The organism is Streptomyces sp. NPDC107575 (assembly GCF_055657265.1).
Genome location: NZ_JBVKBG010000005.1, coordinates 150,500 through 172,141, shown reverse-complemented (window position 1 = coordinate 172,141; position 21,642 = coordinate 150,500). Strand labels below are relative to the sequence as shown.

Sequence of the window (21,642 nt, the reverse complement as noted above, 5' to 3'; positions counted from 1 at the left end):
ATACCGTCCCGCCAACCTTCCCCCTTGCGCCGAATGGATCACGCGACGTGACGGATTCCCCAGTGCTGCCCGCTCGGCCGCCCTCCGGCGCCGACGGCGAAGCCGTGCCCAACTCGCCCTCGGTGGCGTCGACTTCGGGCCCGCCCGTGGTCGCCGCCCGCTCCCTGATCGGCACCGCCTGGCTGCGCATCCGCCGCAGCCGGGTCGCCCTCGCCGCGCTCGCCGTGGTCGTGCTCATGATCCTGTTCGCGGTGCTCGCCCCCGTGCTCACCGCGATCGAGGGCCAGGACGCGTACACCACGAGCACCAGCCCGGACGTCCTCGACGACTACGGCACGCCGGGCCTGCCGCTGCCGTACTACCGCTACCCCTCGGGCGACCACTGGCTCGGCCTCGAACCGGGCCTGGGCCGCGACATCTTCGCGCGCATGGCGCACGGCGCCCAGGTCTCGCTGGTCATCGCGCTGCTCGCGACCGTCGTCTCCGTCGTCCTCGGTACCGTGCTCGGCGCCGCCGCCGGCTACTTCGGCGGCAAGGTCGACATGGTCATCAGCCGGGTCATGGACCTGTTCCTGGCCTTCCCGCACCTGCTGCTCGTGCTCTCCCTGACGCCGATCCTGCAGTCCCGGCTCGGCGACACCGCGCTGGGGAACGGGAGCCTGCTGCCGATCGCCTCGCTCGTGATCATCCTCGGCTTCTTCGGCTGGGCCTATCTCGCCCGCGTCGTGCGCGGCCAGGTGCTGTCCATCAGGGAACAGGAGTTCGTCGAGGCCGCCCGCGCCTACGGCGCCTCGCACCGCTCGATCATCCTCAAGCAGATCGTGCCCAACGTCATGGGCGTCGTCCTCGTCTACGCCACGATGATGATCCCCACCAACATCACGGCCGAGGCCGCGCTCTCGTTCCTCGGCGTCGGCGTCAAGGACCCCACCCCCTCCTGGGGGCAGATGCTCAACGCCGCCCAGCAGGGCAACTGGTACCTCACCGACCCCTGGTTCCTCGCCGTACCCGCTGGCGCCCTGGTGATCACCGTCCTCGCCTTCAACCTGCTCGGCGACGCCGTCCGCGACGCCCTCGACCCCAAGTCCTCCCGTGGCTGACCGCGCACCGGAACAACAGGAGCAGCAGTGAATCGACGCACCGTGGCGGCTCTCGCCCTGACGGTGACCGCCGGGATGGCCCTCACCGCCTGCGGCGGCGCCAAGCCCGCGCCGGGCTCCGGCTCCCGCGCCCCCGCCGACGCCTTCGACCCCGTCAAGGTCGGCGACGGCGACACCACCAAGGGCGGCAACGTCAACGTCCTGATGTCCACCGACTTCCAGACCCTCGACCCCGGCAACAGCAACTACGTCCAGACCGCCAACGTGGGCCAGCTCTACTACCGCACGCTCACCATGGCCAAGGAGGAGGCCGGCAAGCCTCCGAAGGTGGTCCCCGACCTCGCCACCGACCTCGGCAAGGTCTCCAAGGACGGGCTCACCTGGACGTACACCCTGAAGAAGGGCCTGAAGTTCGAGGACGGAAAGCCCATCACGGCCAAGGACGTGAAGTACGGCGTCGAGCGCACCTACGCCCGCGACGTCTACACCCAGGCCCCGCAGGAACTGAACGCCGCCCTCTCCGACGACGGCTACAAGGGCCCCTACGCCAAGGGCGCGGCCCGCAACTTCAAGGGCATCGAGACACCCGACGACCGCACCGTCGTCTTCAAGCTCAAGCAGCCCTTCGCCGAGTTCCCCGCCCTCGTCTCCCGCTCCAACACCGCGCCCGTGCCGCGTGCCAAGGACACCAAGCTCGACTACACCAACCACCCGGTGTCCACGGGCCCGTACAAGATCGAGTCGTACCAGCGCGGGCGCGCCATGAAGCTCGTCCGCAACAAGCACTGGGATCCGGCCACCGACCCGAACCGCAGCGCCCTGCCGGACACCTTCACCTTCAGCCTGTCCACCGCGCAGTCCACGATCAGCCAGCAGCTCCTCGCGGACTCCGATCCGACGGCCATCACCCTCGACAGCGCGGGCGGGCTCCAGGCGTCGGACGCGGCCAAGCTCGACCAGCCGAGCGTCGCCCGGCGCACCGCCTCCGGGACCATCGGCTGCACCGACGTCCTCAACTTCAACACCGAGACCATCAAGGATCCGGTCGTCCGCAAGGCCCTCGCGCTCGCCATCGACCGCAAGGCCATCCACCTCCAGTACGGCGGCGCCCGCTTCGGCAAGCTCACGCAGTCGTACATCAACCCCCAACAGCGCGGCTACGTGCAGCAGCACACCGACCTCGACCCGACGGGCCAGCCCAAGCTCGACGAGGCCAAGAAGCTGCTCGAGGGACGCTCGTACCCGAAGAAGCTCGTCTACGGCTACGCGGACGCCACACCCCGCTACAAGAACATGGGCACCTCGCTCCAGGAGAACCTCCGGCAGCTCGGCATCGACCTCGAACTGCGGCCCATCCCCGCGGCGAACTACTTCACCACCCTCGCCGGCAAGGGCATGCCCGACCTCGCCCGCAGCGGCTGGTGCGGCGGCGCCGACAGCGGCTCGGTGCGCACCACCATCGACCCCAACCTGGGCCCGAGCGTCGACGGCAAGACCTTCGGCTTCTCCAACATCCCCCGCTTCCACGACCCGGAGATCTCCAAGGCCATGTACGCGCTGCGCGGTGAGAACGGCACGAGCGAGGAGCTGGGCCGCAAGTGGTCGAAGCTCTTCGACCGCGCCATGCAGGACTATCCGATGGTGCCGCTGATCAGGAACGTGACGCGCAGCGTCGTCGGCTCCGACGTGCGGGGCGCACAGGTCGGCTACTTCTTCGGCGCCATCGACCTGTCGACGGTCTCCGTCGCCTCCAGCCCGGGAAAGGGGTGACCCGACATGCTCGTCTTTCTGACGCGGCGCCTGGTCGCCACCGTCGTCCTGCTCGCCGTCATCAGCTTCGTCACCTTCACGCTCTTCCAGTTCGGGCCCGCCGACCCGGCGGCCGCCGCCTGCGGCCAGGAGTGCACCCCCGAACGCGTCGCCGAGGCGCGAGTCGCCCTCGGCATGGACAAGCCGTTCCTCACCCAGTACGTGAACTACATGTCGGGCCTGTTCCACGGCCGGACGATCGGCGCGCCCGGCGCCCAGACCCTCTGCGAGTGGCCCTGCCTCGGCAAGTCCTTCCAGACGAACGAGAACGTCGCCGCCGTCCTGGAGCGCGCCCTGCCGTACACGGTGTCGGTCGCCGTCGGCGCCATCGTGCTGTGGACCGTCGCCGGAGTCACCCTCGGCACGCTCGCCGCGCTGCGCAAGAACAAGCTCACCGACAAGCTGATCGTCGGAGCCGCGTCCATCGGTGTGTCGCTGCCGATCCCGGTCACCGGCCTGCTCCTGCTGCTCGTCTTCGTCTCGACCTTCGACGTGCTGCCGTTCACCACGAACGCCATCACCTCGCCCTTCGGTCCTGCCGGGTTCGACGGCTGGTTCCTCAACTACCTGCTGCCGTGGGTCGCGCTCGCGGTGCTGTTCAGTGCCCAGTACATCCGCGTCACCCGCAGCTCCATGCTGGAGACCTTCGGCGAGGACTTCATGCGCACCGCCCGCTCCAAGGGCCTGTCGAAGCCGGCCATGGTCGTACGGCACGGCGCCCGCGCCGGACTCACCCCCGTCGTCACCATGCTCGGCCTCGACATCGGGCTGCTGCTCGGCGGCGCCGTGCTCACCGAGCAGATCTTCTCCGTGCCCGGCATCGGCTTCACCGCCGTGCGCGCCGCCCAGGCCGGCGATCTGCCGGTGACCATGGCGATCACCCTGCTCGCCGCCTTCTTCATCATCGTCGCCAATGTCGTCGTCGACGCCGTCTACGCCGTCATCGACCCGCGAGTGAGGGCCGCCTGATGACCGATTCATGGAAAGAACCGCTGTTGCGGATCCGGGATCTGCACGTCGCCTTCCCCACCGACGACGGGCTCGTGCACGCCGTCAACGGCATGGACCTCAGCCTCGCCAAGGGCGAGACCGTCGGCCTCGTCGGCGAGTCCGGCTCCGGCAAGACGGTCACCAGCCAGGCCCTGATGGGTCTGCTCAAGGAGACCCGAGCCCAGGTCACCGGCGAGATCCTGCTCGACGGCACCGACCTCAACACCCTCACCGAGGACCGGATGCGGGCCTGGCGCGGCAAGAAGATCGCCATGATCTTCCAGGACCCGCTCTCCGCGATGCACCCCTTCCACGCCGTCGGCGACCAGATCGCCGAGGCGTACCGGGTCCACAACAAGGTGTCCAAGCGGGCCGCGCTCGCCGTCGCCGTCGACATGCTGGGGCGTGTCGGCATCCCCGACCCGAAGCGGCGCTCCCGCGCGTACCCGCACGAGTTCTCCGGCGGCATGCGCCAGCGCGCGATGATCGCCATGGCCCTCGTCTGCGAGCCCGAACTCCTCATCGCCGACGAGCCGACCACCGCCCTCGACGTCACCGTCCAGGCGCAGATCCTCGACCTGCTCGGCGAACTCCAGCAGGAGACCGGCACCGCCATCGTCATGGTCACCCACGACCTCGGTGTCGTCGCCGAGGTCTGCCACCATGTCGCCGTGATGTACGGCGGTCAGTGCATGGAGCGGGGGAGCGTGCGCGAACTGTTCCGCGACCCGCGCCACCCGTACACACAGGGCCTGCTCGCCTCCATGCCGACACTCGGCGACGACGGCGAACGGCTGCGCCCCATCCCCGGGTTCCCGCCCTCGCTCACCGCGCTGCCCGCCGGATGCCTGTTCGCGGACCGGTGCCCGCAGACCCACCTCGTCCCCGACGACCTGTGCCGCAGCGAACGGCCCGCGTTCCTCGCGAACACCGGAGCCGACCACCCCTCCCGGTGCCACCAGGAGAACCTCGCCACCGCCGAGGAGGCCGCGCGATGACATCAACTCCCTTGCTGGAGGCCGAAGGGCTGACCAAGCACTTCCCGGGACGCGGAGGACTGCTCGGCCGGGGCGGCGCGCCCGTCAAGGCCGTCGACGGTGTGAGCTTCTCCGTCGGGGCCGGGCAGACGCTCGGCCTGGTGGGAGAGTCGGGCTGCGGAAAGTCGACCACCGGACGCCTCCTGATGCGCCTGCTCGACCCGACGGCCGGAACCATCCGGCTCGACGGACGGGACCTCGGCTCGATGAACCGGGCCGAGGCACAGGAGTACCGCCGCCAGGTCCAGATGGTGTTCCAGAACCCGTCCTCCTCCCTCAACCCCCGCCAGTCGGTCGGCTCCGCCATCGCCGCGCCGCTGCACGCCCAGGGCATCGAACCGCCCGGCGGCGTCAAGGCGCGGGTGCGCGAGCTGATGGACCGCGTCGGCCTGCGCCCCGACCACTACAACCGGTTCCCGCACGAGTTCTCCGGCGGGCAGAAGCAGCGCGTCGGCATCGCCCGCGCCCTCGCCCTCGAACCCCGCCTCATCATCTGCGACGAACCGGTCTCGGCCCTCGACGTCTCGGTCCAGGCCCAGGTGGTCAACCTCCTCCAGGACATCCAGGCCGACACCGGTGTGTCGTACGTCTTCATCGCCCACGACCTGTCCGTCGTACGGCACTTCGCGGAGCGGGTCGCCGTGATGTACTTGGGGAAGATCATGGAGAGCGGGCCGACGCGGGAGGTCTTCGACGACCCGCGCCACCCCTACACCCGCGCCCTGCTCTCCGCCGTCCCGCAGCCGGACCCGGACGCCGACCGCAGCCGCAGGATCCGCCTCAGCGGCGACCTGCCCACCCCCGCCAGTCCGCCCTCAGGGTGTGTGTTCCGCACACGCTGCCCGCTGCGTCCGACGCTCGGCGAGGCCGAACAGGCGCGGTGCGCGGGGGAGGTGCCACCCATGGCCGGAGCCGAGGGACCCGCGTGCCACTTCGCGGACAAGGCCCTCGCGGCGGCCCGCTAGTCGAGCCACTCACACACTCACCCATCATTGACACCACCGAACAGAAAGAAGCCGCACCACATGCTCATCCGTGACGTCCGCCCCTGGGGCGGCGAGCGCAGTGACGTACAGCTCGACGGCGCCCGCATCGCCGCGATCCGCCCGCACGACCCGCAGGCCGAGCCCGTCGGGGACGGCGTCGAGGGCCGCGGCCGGCTCCTCTTCCCCTCCTTCAGCGATGTGCACGTCCACCTGGACTCCACCCGCATCGGCCTGCCGTTCCGCCCGCACACCGGAGGCCCCGGCGTGTGGACGATGATGATGAACGACCGCGAGAACTGGCGCGACGCCGAGGTCCCGCTGAACGAGCGGGTGGCCGGCACCCTGGAGCGCATGATCGCGCGCGGCACGACCCGGGTGCGTACGTACGCGCAGGTCGACGTCGACTGCAAGCTGGAGAAGTTCGAGGCGGTCGTCGCGGCCAAGGAGAAGCACGGGCACCTCGCCGACGTCCAGATCATGACGTTCCCGCAGGCCGGCATTCTGCGCGAGCCCGGCACCGAGGAGTACCTGGAGGCCTCGCTCAAGGCGGGCGCGGACGTCATGGGCGGCATCGACCCCTGCACCCTGGACCGCGACCCCAAGGGCCACCTCGACGTCGTCTTCGGGCTCGCCGAGAAGTACCAGGTCGAGGTCGACGTCCACCTCCACGAGCCGGGCGAGCTGGGGGTGTTCTCGACCGACCTGATCCTGGAGCGGGTCCGCGCGCTCGGCATGCAGGGCAAGGTGACGATGTCGCACGCCTACGAACTCGGCTCCGTGAACGAGTCCACCAGCCGCCGCCTCATCGAGGAGTTCGCCGAGCTGGACATCGCCATGGCGACCGTCGCCCCCGCCGCCAAGAACCAGCTCTCCCTCGTCCAGCTCACCGAGGCGGGCGTCCGCGTCGGCCTCGGCGAGGACGGGCAGCGCGACTACTGGAGCCCGTACGGCAACTGCGACCTCCTCGACCGCACCTGGCAGCTGGCCTTCACCAACAACTTCCGCCGCGACGACCACATCGAGATGTCCCTCGCCGTGGCGACCATGGGCGGCGCCTCCATCATGAGCCACGAGGTGCCGCGCCTCGCCGGTGTCACCGACCGCCCGGGCCTCGCCGTGGGCGACCGCGCGGACCTGGTCCTGGTCGACGGCGAGACGCCGAGCAGCGCCGTGATGGACCGCGGCCGCGACCGTACGGTCCTGCACGACGGCCGTGTCGTGGCCGAGGGCCTCGAGCTGGTCGCCGGAGCCTGACCGGTGAAGCGCGGGGGGCCCGGTCGCTGTGTGCGGCCGGGCCCCGCGCGTGGTCCGGGAGGCATCAGGGCCGCGACGGTCCCTCCTCAAGGGCCGCGGCCACGGCGGTGAGCCGGCCCATGGCGTGGGCGATGCGCAGACCGTCCATGTAGTCCCGGACATGCACGATCAGGCCGCCGCGGACCCGGAGCACCAGGAGCCCGGGGAAGCGGAACGTCCGGCCGGTCGTGGTCACGGTCCCGGTGACCACCTGCTCGACCGTGATGAGTTCGGGATCGGTGCTCTCGTGGACACGGACGTCGTCGATCTGCTGCGGCAACGCCGGACTCGCGCCCCAGGCCGCCCGATACCCCGCGCGCACCTCCTCCCGCCCCAGATAGCGCTCCGGCATGCCGGGGAAGCCGAGGAACGGGAACTCGTGCACGGCGTCGGCCGCGTACAACTCGGCCAGGTCGTCCGCGGACTTGTCGAGCATGGCGCGGTGGTAGCGGGCCAGGACCTCGCGGGGTCCGAGGGCGGCCGGGGCACTGTCTGTCATGACGGCGGAACTCCGTTCGAGAGGCCCAAGTTCCGGCGGCGGAACCCGGTCTGGAGGTCGAGTGTGTGGCACAGCACGTCCGGGCGGGCGCAATTCGCGTGCTCGTTGTCAGTGGCTGCCACTATTCTCTTCACATGATCCCCACACCCGAGCATGGTCCCGCACGGTCCGCCGAAGAACTCAACGAGCGGATCCGCGACCTGATGCTGCGCTCCGGTGGGCGGTTGAGCGCGGAGCAGCGTCGGGAGTACGAGGTGCTGGTCGCGGAGTGGGCGGCCGCCGAGCGTGGCGGGATTGTGAAGGCCGCGTAGGCGGCGGTCCGGTGCCGCTAGCCGTGGGCGCGGGGGAGGCGGACGACCGCCGTCCCGCCCTCCAGGTTCACCGTCGTCCTGTGGGGTGGCGCCCCGTCGTCCTCGTTGTCCGGCATGACCAGCGCGGACTGGCGCTCCTTGAGTTCGTGCTGCTTGCCGGGCGACAGCGCGCCGTGCAGCTGCTCGAACCCGGTCGCCGACACCTGGCCCTGCCGGGTGCCGGGGCGCCAGGGCAGCACCCCGGCCCGGTCGGCGCGCAACAGCACCTGGTCGACGAAGGCCAGCAGCGTCAGGACGATGACCAGGCCCGGCAGTGTCATGAAGAAGACGAACTCCATGACACTCCCAACTGCCGGTGTGTGTTCAGAGTTCCCGGGAGGGCTGGGGGCGGACGGTGAGCATCTGCTGCGCGTGGCCCACGGGTCCGTTGGTGTCGTGGAGGACCGTGGAGGTGACTCCCTGGCCGCTGGGGCCGAAGACGACCGTGGTGTCGAGGCCGGTCCAGCCGCCTTCGGGGAGGCGGTGGAGGTGGATCGTCAGGTCGACGTTGGGGAACATCCAGTCGGCGGGCGATTCGCGTACGGCGATGCCGTTGGCGGTGTCGACCAGGGCGACGTACGAGGCGAGCGGCCCGGCCTGCTCCCCGGCGACCAGGTCGAGTCCGGTCGAGATCCACGCGGTCGTACGGCCCGGCTGCGGGGGCGCGACCGGACGGACGTCGAGCGAGGCGATGTAGCCGCCCGGCCACACGGACGCCATCGGCCACGGGGCGAGTCCCTCGGGCGCCGGGAGCCGCTCGTCGGCGCCACCGGCCACGGCCGCCGTGTCTCCGGCGGCGAGCAGCCAGGCCCGGGCACGGACGACGGGTCGGCCGGAGATGAGCACGACGGCTTCGAGGAGTTCGATGGTGCGGCCGGGCCGCACGGTCTCGACGCGGATCTCGCACTCGTCGAGGGCGAGTCGGCCGAGGATGTCGAAGCTGAGCCGGGACACGACGAACCCACGGTCCGTGTGGTCGGCGAGGTGGCGGTCGAGCGCGTGCACGACCAGGCCGCCGAGGGGGCTGAAGTGGATCTCGTCGGGGTTCCAGGCCCCGCTCGCGTGGGCGGTGGGCTTGTAGCGGTGCTCGTCGATGCGCTCGAAATAGCCGGCCGTGCTCAACGGGTGCGTTCCTTCCGGGGGTTCATGGCGGGGGGCGGGTTCAGGCTGCGAAAACAGTACTGGCCAGCAGGACATGGACGGCGGTGCCCCCGAGGATGCTGAGCAGGGCGTTGCGGCGCCACAGATGCAGGCCGACCGTGACGGACAGGGCAGCGAGCGGCGCCACGGCCCCGGCCTGCGTGACATGGAGGTCGCGGAGGCAGTAGACGACGAGGATGACCATCACGCCCGCGGGCATCCGCCGGCTCAGGTACTGCACCGTCGCGCTGGCGCGCAGCGGCGCCAGGGCGGCGAACGGCAGGGCGCGCAGCGCCCAGGTGACGGCGGCGGTGACGAGGACCGCGGCGACGGCGTACGTGGTGTCAGGCATGGCTCGGCCTCTTGGCGGTCATCAGGTGCCGGGCAAGCAGCCCCGCGGTGAACAGGGCGAACGCGACCAGCAGCATCTCGCCGGGGGCGAGGATCCGGGCCAGCAGAGCGCTCGACAGGGCGAGCAGCGGAGTGGGCAGGTCGCCGCGCAGATCACGCAGCGCGTCGAGGGCGAGCACGGTGAACAGGGCGGTCAGGGCGAAGTCCAGGCCCGTGACGCCCTCGGGTATGAGGGAGCCGAGCAGGGCTCCGGCGGTCGCGCTCGTCACCCAGTACATGTGCAGGAAGAACTGCATCCACAACAGGCGCGGGCCGGGCCACGTGCGGGCCTGCTCGGTGGAGGCCAGTGCGTACGCCTCGTCGCACAGGGCGAAGGTGCCGTACGCCTTGCCGAGCCGGCCGGTGACGCGGTGCAGGGGGAACGACAAGGCGTAGAAGACATGACGTACATTCACCATGAACGCCGCGACCGCGATCGACGCCAGCGGGGTCACCGCGACGACGAGGCCGATCAGCAGGAACTCGAACGAGCCGCCGAAGGCCACCGCGGCCGACAGCGATGCCCACCACCAGTCCAGACCCGACTGGACGACGAGCGCGCCGAAGGCGAGGCCCAGGGGGACGAAGACGAGCCCCACGGAGAGGGACTCCCGGAACGCGGCCGGGGCCTCGGACGGTATTCGGCCTGGTGGGCGAGGTGCGGGCCGCGCGGGAGCCGCGGCCACGGTGGAACGTGTGTGCATGGAGACATTTTAGAAAAGAACGCGCCTTATATGGTTGCGCATGATGCCTCTACACTTTCGGTATGGGCAATGAAGTGACGCTCGACGCCACAGATCGCGAAATTTTGTTCCACCTGCGCGAGGACGGTCGTCTGACCAACGTCGAGCTGGCCAAGCGGGTCGGCCTGACGCCGCCTCCGTGCCTGCGCCGGGTGCGGCGCCTCGAGGAGGCCGGTGTCGTGTCCGGGTACCGGGCCGTGATCGACCCGGCGGCGCTCGGGCGCGGCCTCGAGGTCCTCATCGACGTCGAGATCTACGCCAACGACCGCAAGAGCTTCGAGCAGTTCGAGGAAATCGTCGCCTCCTACGAGGAGGTCACCGAGTTCCGCCGCATGTACGGCCGCCCCGACTACTTCATCCGCGCCGCCGTGGCCGACCACGCCGCCTGCGAGTCCTTCCTCACCGAAAAACTGAGCGGCCTGCCAGGGGTTCAGCGCTTCACCTCCCACCTGACGATGAAGACGATCAAATCCGTCGGCTGAGGACTTCGTGGGTGGGGTGGACTGGGCGACGGGTGGATGTGTGACGCGTGTTCGATGACGACCGGACGGCCCCGCGGATCGAAGTGCCGCGACGGCGAGGGCGCGGACCAGTGGCGCGAGTTCATCGAGAAGTCCGTACGCCGCTGGTCCGACGACGCCCCGGTGTACCTGTGGGTGACGGAGTACAACGAGCGTGCGGTGCGCTTCTACGAACGCCACGGCTTCCGGCGCACGGGGGAGCGGCAGTTGTGGCGGGGCAGGCTGCCCAATGTGCGCATGGTGCGGCTTCCGCAGGCATTGCCGCGGCGATGAGGGGGCGCAAGGCGTGGCATCCGGGCCCCGCACCGTCACCGGCGCAGACACATCACGTAGCTGGAGCCGTCCGGGTCCCGACGCAGGGTCTCCAGGGTCCACGGGGACGCGTCGATCACGGCGGTGAGTTCGTCCGGTGCCGCCAGCCAGTAGTCGAACCAGGGTGACGCCGTCGCCTCGTCCCTGACGCGGAGGCGGAGTTGGCCTCGCGCCCGTCCGTGCCGGAGGTTGCGGGCGTGGTAGGCCGCGTGGGCGTTCCCGCCGTCGCCGGGGTCCGAACCGGAGCCGATGAGGAGGGCGCCGGGGGAGGCCAGGGCGGCGAGGGCGGACAGGACCCCGGGTGCGCGGTCCGGGCCGCCCAGCAGGCCGAAGTTGTTGCCCATCATGGCGATGGTGTCGAACCGGCCGAGGTCGTCGGGGAGTTCGGGCACCTCACCCACGACCGCCTCGATGCCGCGCTCCCGGGCGACCTGGACGGCCCCGGGGGACGGGTCGAGACCCACGACGCGATGTCCACGGTCCACCCACGCGACCGCGTGGCGCCCGCCGCCGCACCCCACGTCCAGAATCCGCCCGGTGGCCTGGTCCCACGCCCACCGCTCCAGCGCCGACCACTGCTCCAGTGCGCTGAAGTACCGCGCCGCGTCGTTGGCCCGGATCAGCCCGTCGTCGCGCTCGACCATCTCCACGGCCGACCACGGAGCGGCGCCGGCCTGCCAGCAGCGGGCGAGCACGCTGCCGAAGGCGTCGCCAGGGCGGGGAGCTTCCGGAGGTGGTGGCTGCATGGGCCAACGATGGCATCAACGGCCGCAGGGCGCACGCGAATTGGAGCCGATGGTCGCCAAGCGGGAGTGCGCTCTCGGTCTGCTTCGGCCGATTGGCATGCAGCCGATTGGCTGCCTATCGTCGAATACGCAGCCGATCGGCTGCATGTCGAGTCGACCGAAAGAGGGCACGACCCCCGTGGACGCGATATTCAAGGCGCTCGCCGACCCCGGCCGCCGCCGGCTGCTCGACAGCCTCAACGACCGGGGCGGCCAGACGCTGGGCGAGCTGTGCGGTGAGCTGGACATGGCCCGGCAGTCGGTCAGCAAGCACCTCGCCGTCCTGGAGGCCGCGGGTCTGGTCACGACCGTGCGCCGGGGCCGCGAGAAGCTGCACTACCTCGACGCCGCGCCCCTCAACGCGGTCGCCGACCGCTGGCTGAGCCGCTACGACCGGCATCGCGCCGCCGCCCTCGACGACCTCCGTACCGCACTGGAAGAGGAAACTCCCATGAGCAGCACCACGCCCGGCGGCGCCGCCGCCACGGCCCCCTTCGTTCACACCAGCTACATCCGCACCACCCCCGAGCGGCTGTGGGAGGCGCTCACCTCGCCCGCGTTCACCCGCCGCTACTGGGGCGTCGCGTTCGAGACCGACTGGAAGCCCGGCTCGCCCATGGTGTGGGTGGAGGGCGACAACCGCACCGAGGACCCCGAGCAGGTCGTCCTGGAGGCCGATCCGCCGCGCCGGCTCGCGTACACCTGGCACACCTTCACCCCCGCGTGGGCGCAGGCCGCCGGTGTCGACGAGGAGCTGCGGCAGCGCATCGCGCGTGAGGGTCGCTCGAAGGTGGCCTTCGACCTGGAAGCCATGGGCGAGACCGTGAAGCTCACCGTCGTCCACGACGGCTTCGACCCCGACAGCATCGTCCGCGGCATGATCGGCGACGGCTGGCCGGCCCTGCTGTCCAGCCTCAAGACACTTCTGGAGACCGGGGAGCCGCTGCCGGAGCCGCAGGGCTGAGGCCGGTGGCCGGGGTCCCGGCGTTGACGACCGTGCTTTATTCATCGCATGATGAATAAAGCACGGTCCGGCGTCACCAGGCGCGCCGGGCGGTCACCGCAGGCAGGAAGGAACGCCATGCCGCTCGTCCTCGACCTCCGTTCCATCGACGCGACGATGCTCGCCGCCGTCGGCGGCAAGGCGGCCAACCTCGGCGAACTGACCAGAGCCGGACTGCCCGTGCCGCACGGCTTCTGTGTCACCACGGACGCCTACCGGAGGATTCCCGCCACGGACGGCCTCGCGGGGCTGCGGCCCGACAAGGCGCGACGGCTGATCGTCGAGTCGGAGATGCCCGGGGACCTTCGTGAGGCGATCCTCGCGGCGTACGCGGAGCTGGGCGCGGAGGCCGGTGGCGACGCGGCCGTCGCGGTGCGCTCCAGTGCCACCGCAGAGGACCTGCCGTTCGCCAGCTTCGCGGGGCAGCAGGACACGTACCTGAACGTCGTCGGCGCCGACGCCGTCCTCGACGCGGTACGCCGCTGCTGGGCCTCGCTGTGGACCGACCGCGCGGTGAGCTACCGCGAGAGCAACGGCATCGACCACAGCCGCGTCCAACTCGCCGTCGTCGTCCAGCGGATGGTGGACTCGGCGGTGTCCGGCGTGATGTTCACCGCCAACCCCGTCACGGGCAGGCGCGACCAGGCGGTCATCGACGCGAGCCCCGGCCTCGGCGAGGCCGTCGTCTCCGGGGCGGTCAACCCGGACCACTTCGTGGTCGACGGCCGCGAGATCGTGGAACGGCGGCTCGGCGACAAGCGGTTCCTCGTCTGTCCGCTGGCTGGTGGCGGCACGGAGAAGGTCGACATCGGAGAGAACCCGGCGCCGTGTCTCACCGACCGCCAGGTCCGTCAACTGGCCGAGCTGGGCGCCAGGGTGCAGGCCCACTACGGCAGTCCGCAGGACACGGAGTGGGCCATCGACGCGCAGGGCGAGGTCCACCTGACCCAGTCCCGTCCCATCACGACGCTGTTCCCACTGCCGGAGCGCGCCGCCGAACTTGGGGTCGCACGTGACGTCGACCGCGCCACCGGACGGGACATCGCACGCGACGACTTCCGCGTCTACTTCTGCTTCAGCCTCGCCCAGGGCCTGGAACGGCCGATCACCCCGGCCGGGCGCGCCGCGATCCGGGAGATCGCCCGGTCCGCCGGCGAGATCGTCATCGGCGACCCGCGCTCCCAGGGCTGCGCCGAGGCCGCCGGACGCGTCTTCATCGACCTCACCAACGTCCTGCGCAGCAGGACGGGAAGAGCCGTCTTCCCGCGCGTGCTCGACGTCATGGAGGCCCGCTCGGCGCGGATCCTGCGCGGCCTGTACGACGACCCGCGCCTCGCCATGACGCAGACGTCGCCGTGGCCCGCCGTCCGGCGCGTGGCGCGCCTCGCCCGCAGGTTCCACGCCCCGTCGACCGTGCTGCGCGCCCTCGTCGACCCGGAGGCGGCGGTACGGCGTGCACGTCGTACCGAGACGAGAGTCCTGGAGGCGGCGAAGGCAAAGAGCGTCGAGGAAGCGCTGCGCGACTGCGTGGTCCCCGTGCTGCCGACCGTCGCCCCGACCGCCCTGGTCGGCTTCGCGATGCTGGCCCTCACGAGCCGGCTCGTCCGCACCGAACCCGGCGAACTCCAGACCGTCCTGCGCAGCCTGCCGAACAACGTCACCACGGAGATGGACCTCGACCTGTGGGCGCTCGCGCGGACGATCCGCGCCGACCCGGACGCCGTGACCCTGTTCCAGGACGCGGACGTGCACGAACTGGTCGCCGGATACCGCGCCGGTGACCTGCCGCCGGTCGCCCAGGACGGGCTCCGCGCCTTCCTGCGCCAGTGGGGCCATCGGGCCGTCGCCGAGATCGACCTCGGGCTGCCGCGCTGGTCCGACGACCCCGCGCACATCATCGGCATCGTCCGCAACTACCTGCGCCTGAACGACGAACAGGCCGAGCCGGACGCCGTGTTCGCGCGCGGGGCCGCCGAGGCCGAGGCGATGATCGAGCGGCTGGCCCGGCGGGCCAAGGGGCGCGGCGGGCTCGTCCGCTTCGCCCTGCGCCGCACCCGGCTGCTCGCGGGGTTGCGCGAATACCCGAAGTACCTCGCCATCACGCTCTTCGGCGCGCTGCGCGAGCGCATCGCCGAGCGCGGCGCCGAACTGCACGCGCAGGGCCGCCTCGACGCCGCGCAGGACGTCTTCTTCCTCGACTTCGACGAGATGCGCTCGCGGGAAGGCGACCTGCGGGCGACGGTCACCGAGCGCAGGGAGGAGTACGAACGGGAGTTGCGACGCAGGCACATCCCACGCGTCCTCCTGTCCGACGGCACGGAACCCGAGGCGACCCAGGGCTTGCGGGCCGCACCCCACTCGCCCGGCGACCTGATCGGCACCGCGGCCTCCGCGGGCGAAGTCACCGGGCACGCGCGCGTGGTGACCGATCCCGTCGGCGCGCACCTGGAGCCGGGAGAGATCCTCGTCGCCCCGTCCACCGACCCCGGCTGGACGCCGCTCTTCCTCACGGCCGGCGGCCTCGTGATGGAGATGGGCGGCGCCAACTCCCACGGCGCCGTCGTGGCCCGCGAGTACGGCATCCCGGCCGTGGTCGGCGTACCGGACGCGGTGACGCGGATCGGGACCGGCGACGTCGTCACGGTGGACGGCAGTGCGGGGGTGGTGCGGGCGCGCCGGGAGGGCGCGTAGCGGCGGCGCGGCGCCTATCCTGGAGGGCACCGCACGCGCATCCGGGGGGAAGGGGCGGTAGATGAACTGGATTTGGGCGGTTCTCATCTTGTTCTGGACGGGCGCGTTCGCCTGGGCCGCGGACACCGCGCGCGGCGCGCTGCGCAACCGGCACGAGCGAAGGATGGAGCGGCTCGAGGCCGCCAAGCAGGCGCGGCTCGCGGTCGAGGCCGCGCACAAACCCCCGGAGCCGGTCTGCGGCTGCGCCCACCACCTCGCCAAGCACGACAAGACCGGCCGCTGCCACGAGCGCGTCGAGGTCCCGACGGCATGGGACGAGAACAAGAAGCCGACCCACTACGAGGCGGGTCAGTGCAACTGCCAGCAGTACGTGGGCCCGCAGCCGCTGTCCCAGGTGTACGCGGAGGAGCTGACGGACCGGATCTAGAGCGGCCGCCGCAGCCCGACCGGATCTAGGGCCTGTCTTCAAACTCCCGCCTGCGCCGCGGCGTCTGGCACGCACGCTCGCGGCGTTGCCGAAAACTCCGAGTAGCTCCGCTACTAGGAGCTTCCGGCGCCTTGCGATCGCACGCACCAGACGCCGCGGCGCCGCCCTTCGGGCGACGACGGGAGTTTGAAGACAGGCCCTAGCATCCAGCCATGGCATCCGAGACGACTTCAGGTTCAGGCCCGGCAACCGAAAGCGCTTCGCTCTTCGACACCGTCGTCGACCGCACGCGCTCGAACTCCATGAAGTGGACCTTCGCCGACTCCCTCCTCGCCCCCGACGAGGCTGCGGCGGAGCCCCTGCCGATGTGGGTCGCCGACACCGACTTCAAGGCCCCGCAGCCGGTCCTCGACGCGCTGCACGACGCCGTCGACCACGGCGTGCTCGGCTACCCCGGCGGCGCGACCGAGAGCTACCTCGACGCCGTCATCAACTGGCAGGCCAAACGCTTCGGTTGGGACGTCTCGCCCGACTGGGTGGTGCCGACGGCAGGCGTCATCACCTCCCTGAAGACCGTCGTCCAAGCCTTCTCCTCGCCGGGCGACTCCGTCCTGATCCAGCCGCCCGTCTATGTGCACTTCCACGAGGACGTACGCCTCAACGGCCGTCACCTCGCGCACGCGCCGCTGCAACGCACCGACGACGGCTACCGGTTCGACGCCCGCACCTTCGAGGACGCCATCCGCCCCGACACCAAGCTGTTCATCCTCAGCCACCCCCACAACCCCACCGGCAACGTCTGGACCGAGGACGAACTGCGCACCATGGGCGAGATCTGCGCCCGGAACGGTGTCCTGGTCGTGTCCGACGAGATCCACCAGGACCTGGTCCTCAACCCCGCCCGGACGCACGTCCCGTTCGCCTCCCTCGGCCCGGAGTTCGCCCGCACGAGCATCACCTGCACGGCCCCGAGCAAGACGTTCAACCTCCCCGGGATGCAGTGCGCGAACATCCTCGTTCCCGACCGTCGGCTGCGCGAGGACTTCGCCCGCCAGTACGAGCGCAATGTGTTCCCGCTGGTCAACGTGCTGGGCATGGTCGCTGCCGAGGCGGCGTACACACACGGCGAGCCCTGGCTGGAGCAGCTGCTCGGCTATCTGCGCGGCAACCACGAGCACTTCGCGAAGGCGGTCCACGGCGCCACCTCGAAGCTGCGCGTGCTGCCCGCGGACGCGCTCTACCTGGCGTGGATGGACTGCCGGGGCCTCGGGATGGACGCCGAGGCCCTGGACAGGTTCATGCTCACCGAGGCGCGCCTGTGGCTGGACCGGGGACAGAAGTTCGGGGCCGAGGGCCACGGCTACATGAGAGTGAACCTGGGATGTCCGCGCTCCACGGTGGACGAGGCGGTCCGCAGGCTCGGCGAAGCGGTGACAGGACTCGGCTGACGGCCCGAAACCGCCGGTAACACACCGTTCAACTCCTGGTCATGGGCTGCCTGTTGAGGATCTATGGCGTACGGTCGCGAATCGCACCTGAGAAGACCGAATTTGCCAGGAGCAAGGAGCAGACAGTGACGGACATCTTCAACTCGTGGTGGGACAAGGCGGAGTGCAGGACCACGGACCCCGAGGAACTGTTCGTGGAGGGCGCGGCCCAGTCCCACGCCAAGCGGTTCTGCGACACGTGCGTGGTCAGGACCGAATGCCTGGCGCACGCCCTGGACGAACGCATCGAATACGGCGTGTGGGGCGGCGCCACGGAACGCGAACGGCGGGCCCTGCTGCGCCGCCGCCCCACCGTGACGTCCTGGCGCAACCTGCTGGAGGCGGCCCGCGCGGAACACGCGCAGGACGGCGGGCGGACCGGCGCGGTCAGGGCCTCGTGACGGCCGGTGCGCCGGGCGCGGTCAGCCCCGCCCGGGGTCGAACTCGAGCACCTGCGTCAAGCGGATGTTGTTGCCCGAGGGGTCCCGGAACGAGGTGTCGATGCCGTACGGCTGCGAGGTCGGCGGGTCGTTGAACGCGACGCCCCGCGCGGACAGCTCGTCGTAGGCAGCCTTGCAGTCGTCGGTCTCCAGGAACAGCGTCCCTCCGGCCCCCTTGGCCACCAGCTCCGACAGCTGGACGCTGTCCTTCTCGTCGAGCATCGGCGGCCCCGGCACCGGCATCAGTACGAGCGCGGGCCCCTCGCCACCGGGCGGCCCGACACACAGCCACCTGAAGGCCCAGGCCTCCATGGTCACGTCGGCCCGGACCTCCCAGCCCAGCTTCCGCGTGTAGAAATCGAGCGCCTCGTCCTGGTCGTGCACCCAGAACTGCGCATTGGCGATCTTGATGGTGGTCGGCATGTCGTCCTCGCGCCTCGGTCGTCCTGTTCGGGCCACGGGTGTGGCCCCGACACCGACGCTAGGCACCCGCTCAGACGCTGTCTTCTCGAAACGTGCGGTTCCGCGGCCGCCCGTATGCCATCGCGACGCACCGGGGGATGTGCACATGCCGCGCCGCGGGCGGATGCGTATCCCGGTAGGCCTGTGGAGTCACCCCGTACATCCGCCGAAAACTCGTCGTGAACGACCCGATCCCGCGCCACCCCACGGCGACCCCTACATCGGCCACGGTCCAGTCGGTGGCCAGCAACAGATCGGCGGCCCGCTCCAGACGCCGGGTGAGCAGATACTGATGCGGCGACTCCCCGAACGCGGCCTTGAACCGGCGGCTGAAGTGCGCCGGCGACAACGCCGCGGCCGCCGCGAGATCCGCCACCGTGAGCGCCTCGGCGTACCGCGCATCCGCAAGATCACGGGCGCGCAGCAGATGGCGGGAGGGCGGGACGTGGTGCACGGGTCCATTGTGCGGGGGCCGGACGCCCGGCAGCCCGGTGCAGCGGCCCCACCGGGCGAAGACGCCGCACGGTTCAGGTGCTCCTACGCTTCGTCGGCGCCCGGTTTCGGTGTCGCGCGCCGCTTGCTCTGCATCCGGTCGAGGTGGGTCACCACGGACGCGTGGAATTTGTGGACCGCCTCGTCGACGCTGCGGATGAACCCGGCTTCCGTGTTCCCCCGCTGTGTTCCCATGCCCTTGAACAGCGAGAGCCGGAAGCCGGTGATCTTCACGCCGCCGCCGGGCAGCAGGTCGCCCGGTTCGGGCCGCAGGCGTTCGAGGGTTCCGCGCGGTCCTCCGCCGTCCCCCTCGACCAGGGTCTCGATGTGCAGGTCCGCCGGTGCTTCGCCGAGTTCCCTGACGATCCGCTTGGCCCAGGAGAGCGGATAGCCCTGGGCCGGGGGAGCGATGTCGATGGACGTGCGGATCTTGTGCGTGCGCAGGTCGGCGGTGACGGCGAGGACTCCGGGTGTCTGGTCGATGCGCAACTCGGCTCGGAGCCTGCCGTCGCGGCACAGTTCGTCGGCCATGCGGGTGCGACGGGCCACTGGATCGGTGCCGCGCCGCGCCCGCTGCACCGGAAGCACCTTCCGCCCCAGCTCGCCGCCCAGGCCCAACGACACCTGGCGTACCAGCCGCTCCCAGCTCTCGACGGCTTCGAGGGCCCTCCGGTCGCCCTGGCACAGGGTCTCGTCCTGGATCCCGTTGCGCACCGGCACCCAGGCGGGGCCCATGTTGTGGAAGCCGTGGCAACCCGAGTTCTCATGGCGCAGGTAGTGCAGAAGCTCCTCCAGGAGCCAGGCGTGCGCCGGGTTGCCGAGCCCCTCGTGCCGGATCAGCATCTGGGCCTGGTGGGCGACTTCGGCCCACGACAGATGCCACAGGCCCACCTTGTTCTTGCGCCGCCGGTCGATCTTCACCTCGACCAGCGGGCTGCCTTCGAGGGCCACGTCGTTGGAGAGGGTGATGACGGCTTCGTAGCCTCTGCGGGCCGCGATGTCGGCGTAGGCCTGTACCTGCTCGGCCTTGAGCGGGTTGCCGTTGGTCTTGGTCTCGACGAGCGCCGTCCAGAGCTTCCCGGCCCGTTCCACGCGGATGACTCCGTCGGGCCGACGGGGCGACTCGCCGTGGGGGAGGGACACCTCGGTGAAGGTCTCCATGCGTCCGGCGTGGGCGCCGAAACCAGCGGTGAGCCGACGTCCGAACTCCGGCACCTGCGCCATGACGGCGAGCAGTACCGACGTGGCGCGGGCCTCCCGGTCCCGGTCGCTCTTCAGCGCGGACACCGGGAAGAGGCGGGCTCCCGCCCACGACTCGTTCTCCGCGAGCGACTTCTTGGGCGTCCTGGGAAGCGTGACCTTCTTCTTCGAGGTGCGTGGGCGGGGGGCTCGCTTGACCGGGGCCGTCTCGGCAGCGGCATCGGTGGGCGTCGTGCCGCCCACTTCAACCGTGGGTGGTGAGTCCGGTTCTGCTTGCTGCGGGGGCTGCTCGTCGGTGTCGTCGTCGATGTCCACGCCGTGGTCCGACGCGAGGGCCGCGAAGCCCGCTTCGTACCCTTGCCCCACGGCGCGGAACTTCCACTCGCCCGCGCGCCGGTACAGCTCTCCGAAGATGAGCGCGCTCACCGAGCCCACGTCGTCGATCGCGAAGCGCAGCAACGGCTCCCCGGCTCCGTCGCTCAACGTCAGCTGCAGGGCCTCGAGTTCGTCGAAGCGGGCCGACTCGTATCGGCTCGCCGCGATGAGGACCGTCGAGACATCGCCCGGAAGCGCGCTCAGGTCGAAACTGATCCTGTCCTCGCTGCCTTCTCCCATCGGCGTCTTGCCGAGCAACTGCACGCTGCCGTCCGGCGCACAGGCGTTGTTGTAGAAGTAGAAGTCCGCGTCGCTGCGGACCTTGCCGTTGTCGTCCAGCAGCAGCACGGAGACATCGGCGTCGCCTTCGCCGGTCGGGCTGACCCACCCCAGGCCGACGATCACCGAATCGGCCCCTCCGTCGACCAGGCTCCCGAGCCCGACGTTCGCGCCCTTGACCATCTCGTGCATACGGCCTCCCCACCGATCACCCAGGTAGGAGGACCCCCCCTCGCGCGCCGTTGACTCGTGTGGACAAACGGTGAACCTGGCGTGGAGATAATGGCCTTAATTGGACGTCAGGAGCAAGTCGCACGCGTGGAGTCGATGGCTGTCGCCGCGAGAGATGTGCAGAGGGCGGCTACTGGGCGCGCAGCCACGCCGGGTCGGGGTTGGTGTGGGCGCGGCCCGCCGCCAGGACGGTCGGCACCGTCTCGTTCCCGTCGTTGGCCGCTCGCACCGCCGCCGCGGCGTCCGGGTCCCGCCAGATGTTCACCCAGTGGAACCGTCCCGCGTCGCGGCCCAGTCGGAGGCGCAACCGCATGCAGTAGGTGCAGCCCGGACGCCAGTAGATGACCGGGCGGCCGTCCAGTTCGCTGCGTCGCAGGGCCTCCGACGCGCTGCGGGACCTCGGGAAGATCAGTGGTGAGGTCATGGTGGCGAGCAGCAGGAAGAGAAGTAGGAGGCCGACGGCCGCGGCCGGGTTCTCCTGGCGGAACTGGCCGGTCGCCGACGCCGCGCCGATGGCCAGCAGGAGTGTCGGGAGGGTCCACACGCGCACCATGACGGCGCAGGCTATCAACGGCGCGCCTGCCGGCCGCCAGGGGTGTG

At 70.7% G+C, this 21,642-nt stretch carries 24 protein-coding genes; 14 read left to right on the top strand and 10 right to left on the bottom strand.

Annotation, left to right across the window (positions count from 1 at the left end; all coding sequences use genetic code 11):
• Positions 1-62 precede the first annotated feature (62 nt).
• The 6 genes from ACZ7L4_RS25570 to ACZ7L4_RS25545 are packed head-to-tail and all read left to right on the top strand — an operon-like array spanning position 63 to position 7,176.
• Positions 63-1,100 (top strand): ABC transporter permease, encoded by a 1,038-nt coding sequence (locus tag ACZ7L4_RS25570; RefSeq protein ID WP_472107339.1) that lies wholly within the window; start codon positions 63-65, stop codon positions 1,098-1,100.
• A gap of 27 nt (positions 1,101-1,127) precedes the next feature.
• Entirely contained in the window at positions 1,128-2,870 is a 1,743-nt protein-coding gene (locus ACZ7L4_RS25565) for an ABC transporter substrate-binding protein (protein WP_472105955.1), read from the top strand.
• Positions 2,871-2,876: 6 nt separating this feature from the next.
• Positions 2,877-3,878, top strand: coding sequence for an ABC transporter permease (locus ACZ7L4_RS25560; RefSeq protein WP_450809667.1), 1,002 nt, complete (start codon positions 2,877-2,879; stop codon positions 3,876-3,878).
• Positions 3,878-4,897, top strand: a complete 1,020-nt coding sequence (locus ACZ7L4_RS25555; RefSeq protein WP_472105953.1) for an ABC transporter ATP-binding protein — start codon at positions 3,878-3,880, stop codon at positions 4,895-4,897. The genes ACZ7L4_RS25560 and ACZ7L4_RS25555 overlap by 1 nt, the downstream gene beginning before the upstream one ends.
• Positions 4,894-5,901: an ABC transporter ATP-binding protein gene (locus ACZ7L4_RS25550; protein WP_472105951.1), complete on the top strand. Its 1,008-nt coding sequence runs from the start codon at positions 4,894-4,896 to the stop codon at positions 5,899-5,901. The genes ACZ7L4_RS25555 and ACZ7L4_RS25550 overlap by 4 nt, the downstream gene beginning before the upstream one ends.
• 60 nt (positions 5,902-5,961) lie before the next feature.
• On the top strand, positions 5,962-7,176 hold the full coding sequence (locus tag ACZ7L4_RS25545; protein WP_472105949.1) for an amidohydrolase: 1,215 nt from the start codon (positions 5,962-5,964) through the stop codon (positions 7,174-7,176).
• 64 nt (positions 7,177-7,240) lie between these two features.
• On the opposite strand, the gene ACZ7L4_RS25540 is transcribed toward ACZ7L4_RS25545, so the two are convergent.
• Positions 7,241-7,714, bottom strand: a complete 474-nt coding sequence (locus ACZ7L4_RS25540) for a nuclear transport factor 2 family protein (RefSeq protein WP_472105947.1) — start codon at positions 7,712-7,714, stop codon at positions 7,241-7,243.
• Positions 7,715-7,848: 134 nt separating this feature from the next.
• On the opposite strand from ACZ7L4_RS25540, the gene ACZ7L4_RS25535 reads away from it, so the two are divergent.
• Positions 7,849-8,025 carry a hypothetical protein gene (locus tag ACZ7L4_RS25535; protein WP_385757268.1) on the top strand — a complete coding sequence of 59 codons (177 nt, stop codon included), beginning with the start codon at positions 7,849-7,851 and terminating at the stop codon, positions 8,023-8,025.
• 17 nt (positions 8,026-8,042) lie between these two features.
• Here ACZ7L4_RS25535 and ACZ7L4_RS25530 read toward each other — a convergent pair whose 3' ends face one another.
• The 4 genes from ACZ7L4_RS25530 to ACZ7L4_RS25515 are packed head-to-tail and all read right to left on the bottom strand — an operon-like array spanning position 8,043 to position 10,298.
• Positions 8,043-8,363 carry a DUF6191 domain-containing protein gene (locus ACZ7L4_RS25530; protein ID WP_472105945.1) on the bottom strand — a complete coding sequence of 107 codons (321 nt, stop codon included), beginning with the start codon at positions 8,361-8,363 and terminating at the stop codon, positions 8,043-8,045.
• A gap of 25 nt (positions 8,364-8,388) precedes the next feature.
• The gene (locus ACZ7L4_RS25525; protein WP_472105943.1) at positions 8,389-9,186 is read right to left on the bottom strand and encodes a thioesterase family protein; all 798 of its coding nucleotides are present in this window, start codon (positions 9,184-9,186) and stop codon (positions 8,389-8,391) included.
• Positions 9,187-9,226: 40 nt separating this feature from the next.
• Positions 9,227-9,556 (bottom strand): branched-chain amino acid transporter permease, encoded by a 330-nt coding sequence (locus ACZ7L4_RS25520; protein ID WP_472105941.1) that lies wholly within the window; start codon positions 9,554-9,556, stop codon positions 9,227-9,229.
• The gene (locus tag ACZ7L4_RS25515) at positions 9,549-10,298 is read right to left on the bottom strand and encodes an AzlC family ABC transporter permease (RefSeq protein WP_472105939.1); all 750 of its coding nucleotides are present in this window, start codon (positions 10,296-10,298) and stop codon (positions 9,549-9,551) included. The genes ACZ7L4_RS25520 and ACZ7L4_RS25515 overlap by 8 nt, the downstream gene beginning before the upstream one ends.
• A gap of 62 nt (positions 10,299-10,360) precedes the next feature.
• Here ACZ7L4_RS25515 and ACZ7L4_RS25510 point away from each other — a divergent pair, with 62 nt between their 5' ends.
• Complete coding sequence (locus ACZ7L4_RS25510; protein ID WP_450809658.1) at positions 10,361-10,819, top strand: Lrp/AsnC family transcriptional regulator; 459 nt, start codon at positions 10,361-10,363, stop codon at positions 10,817-10,819.
• 54 nt (positions 10,820-10,873) lie between these two features.
• On the top strand, positions 10,874-11,131 hold the full coding sequence (locus ACZ7L4_RS25505; RefSeq protein ID WP_472105936.1) for a GNAT family N-acetyltransferase: 258 nt from the start codon (positions 10,874-10,876) through the stop codon (positions 11,129-11,131).
• 35 nt (positions 11,132-11,166) lie between these two features.
• Here the strand turns inward: ACZ7L4_RS25505 and ACZ7L4_RS25500 are convergent, their stop codons facing one another.
• Positions 11,167-11,916, bottom strand: coding sequence for a class I SAM-dependent methyltransferase (locus ACZ7L4_RS25500; protein WP_472105934.1), 750 nt, complete (start codon positions 11,914-11,916; stop codon positions 11,167-11,169).
• A gap of 178 nt (positions 11,917-12,094) precedes the next feature.
• Here ACZ7L4_RS25500 and ACZ7L4_RS25495 point away from each other — a divergent pair, with 178 nt between their 5' ends.
• The 5 genes from ACZ7L4_RS25495 (at position 12,095) to ACZ7L4_RS25475 (ending at position 17,964) form a co-directional block, all read left to right on the top strand.
• A complete protein-coding gene (locus ACZ7L4_RS25495) occupies positions 12,095-12,919 on the top strand; it encodes an ArsR/SmtB family transcription factor (protein ID WP_472105932.1) in 825 nt (274 codons plus the stop codon).
• A 117-nt stretch (positions 12,920-13,036) separates the two neighbouring features.
• Positions 13,037-15,649 (top strand): PEP/pyruvate-binding domain-containing protein, encoded by a 2,613-nt coding sequence (locus tag ACZ7L4_RS25490; protein ID WP_472105929.1) that lies wholly within the window; start codon positions 13,037-13,039, stop codon positions 15,647-15,649.
• 61 nt (positions 15,650-15,710) lie between these two features.
• Entirely contained in the window at positions 15,711-16,076 is a 366-nt protein-coding gene (locus tag ACZ7L4_RS25485; RefSeq protein ID WP_472105928.1) for a hypothetical protein, read from the top strand.
• 212 nt (positions 16,077-16,288) lie between these two features.
• Entirely contained in the window at positions 16,289-17,524 is a 1,236-nt protein-coding gene (locus ACZ7L4_RS25480) for a MalY/PatB family protein (protein ID WP_472105927.1), read from the top strand.
• Between the two features lie 134 nt (positions 17,525-17,658).
• Entirely contained in the window at positions 17,659-17,964 is a 306-nt protein-coding gene (locus ACZ7L4_RS25475) for a WhiB family transcriptional regulator (RefSeq protein ID WP_399237099.1), read from the top strand.
• Between the two features lie 21 nt (positions 17,965-17,985).
• Here ACZ7L4_RS25475 and ACZ7L4_RS25470 read toward each other — a convergent pair whose 3' ends face one another.
• The 4 genes from ACZ7L4_RS25470 to ACZ7L4_RS25455 form a co-directional block, all read right to left on the bottom strand.
• On the bottom strand, positions 17,986-18,426 hold the full coding sequence (locus tag ACZ7L4_RS25470) for a VOC family protein (RefSeq protein WP_472105926.1): 441 nt from the start codon (positions 18,424-18,426) through the stop codon (positions 17,986-17,988).
• A gap of 70 nt (positions 18,427-18,496) precedes the next feature.
• Positions 18,497-18,919, bottom strand: a complete 423-nt coding sequence (locus ACZ7L4_RS25465) for a helix-turn-helix transcriptional regulator (RefSeq protein ID WP_472105925.1) — start codon at positions 18,917-18,919, stop codon at positions 18,497-18,499.
• Positions 18,920-19,002: 83 nt separating this feature from the next.
• Entirely contained in the window at positions 19,003-21,003 is a 2,001-nt protein-coding gene (locus ACZ7L4_RS25460) for a TerD family protein (protein ID WP_472105924.1), read from the bottom strand.
• A 169-nt stretch (positions 21,004-21,172) separates the two neighbouring features.
• Positions 21,173-21,595: a glutaredoxin domain-containing protein gene (locus ACZ7L4_RS25455; RefSeq protein ID WP_472105922.1), complete on the bottom strand. Its 423-nt coding sequence runs from the start codon at positions 21,593-21,595 to the stop codon at positions 21,173-21,175.
• Between the last annotated feature and the right edge of the window lie 47 nt (positions 21,596-21,642).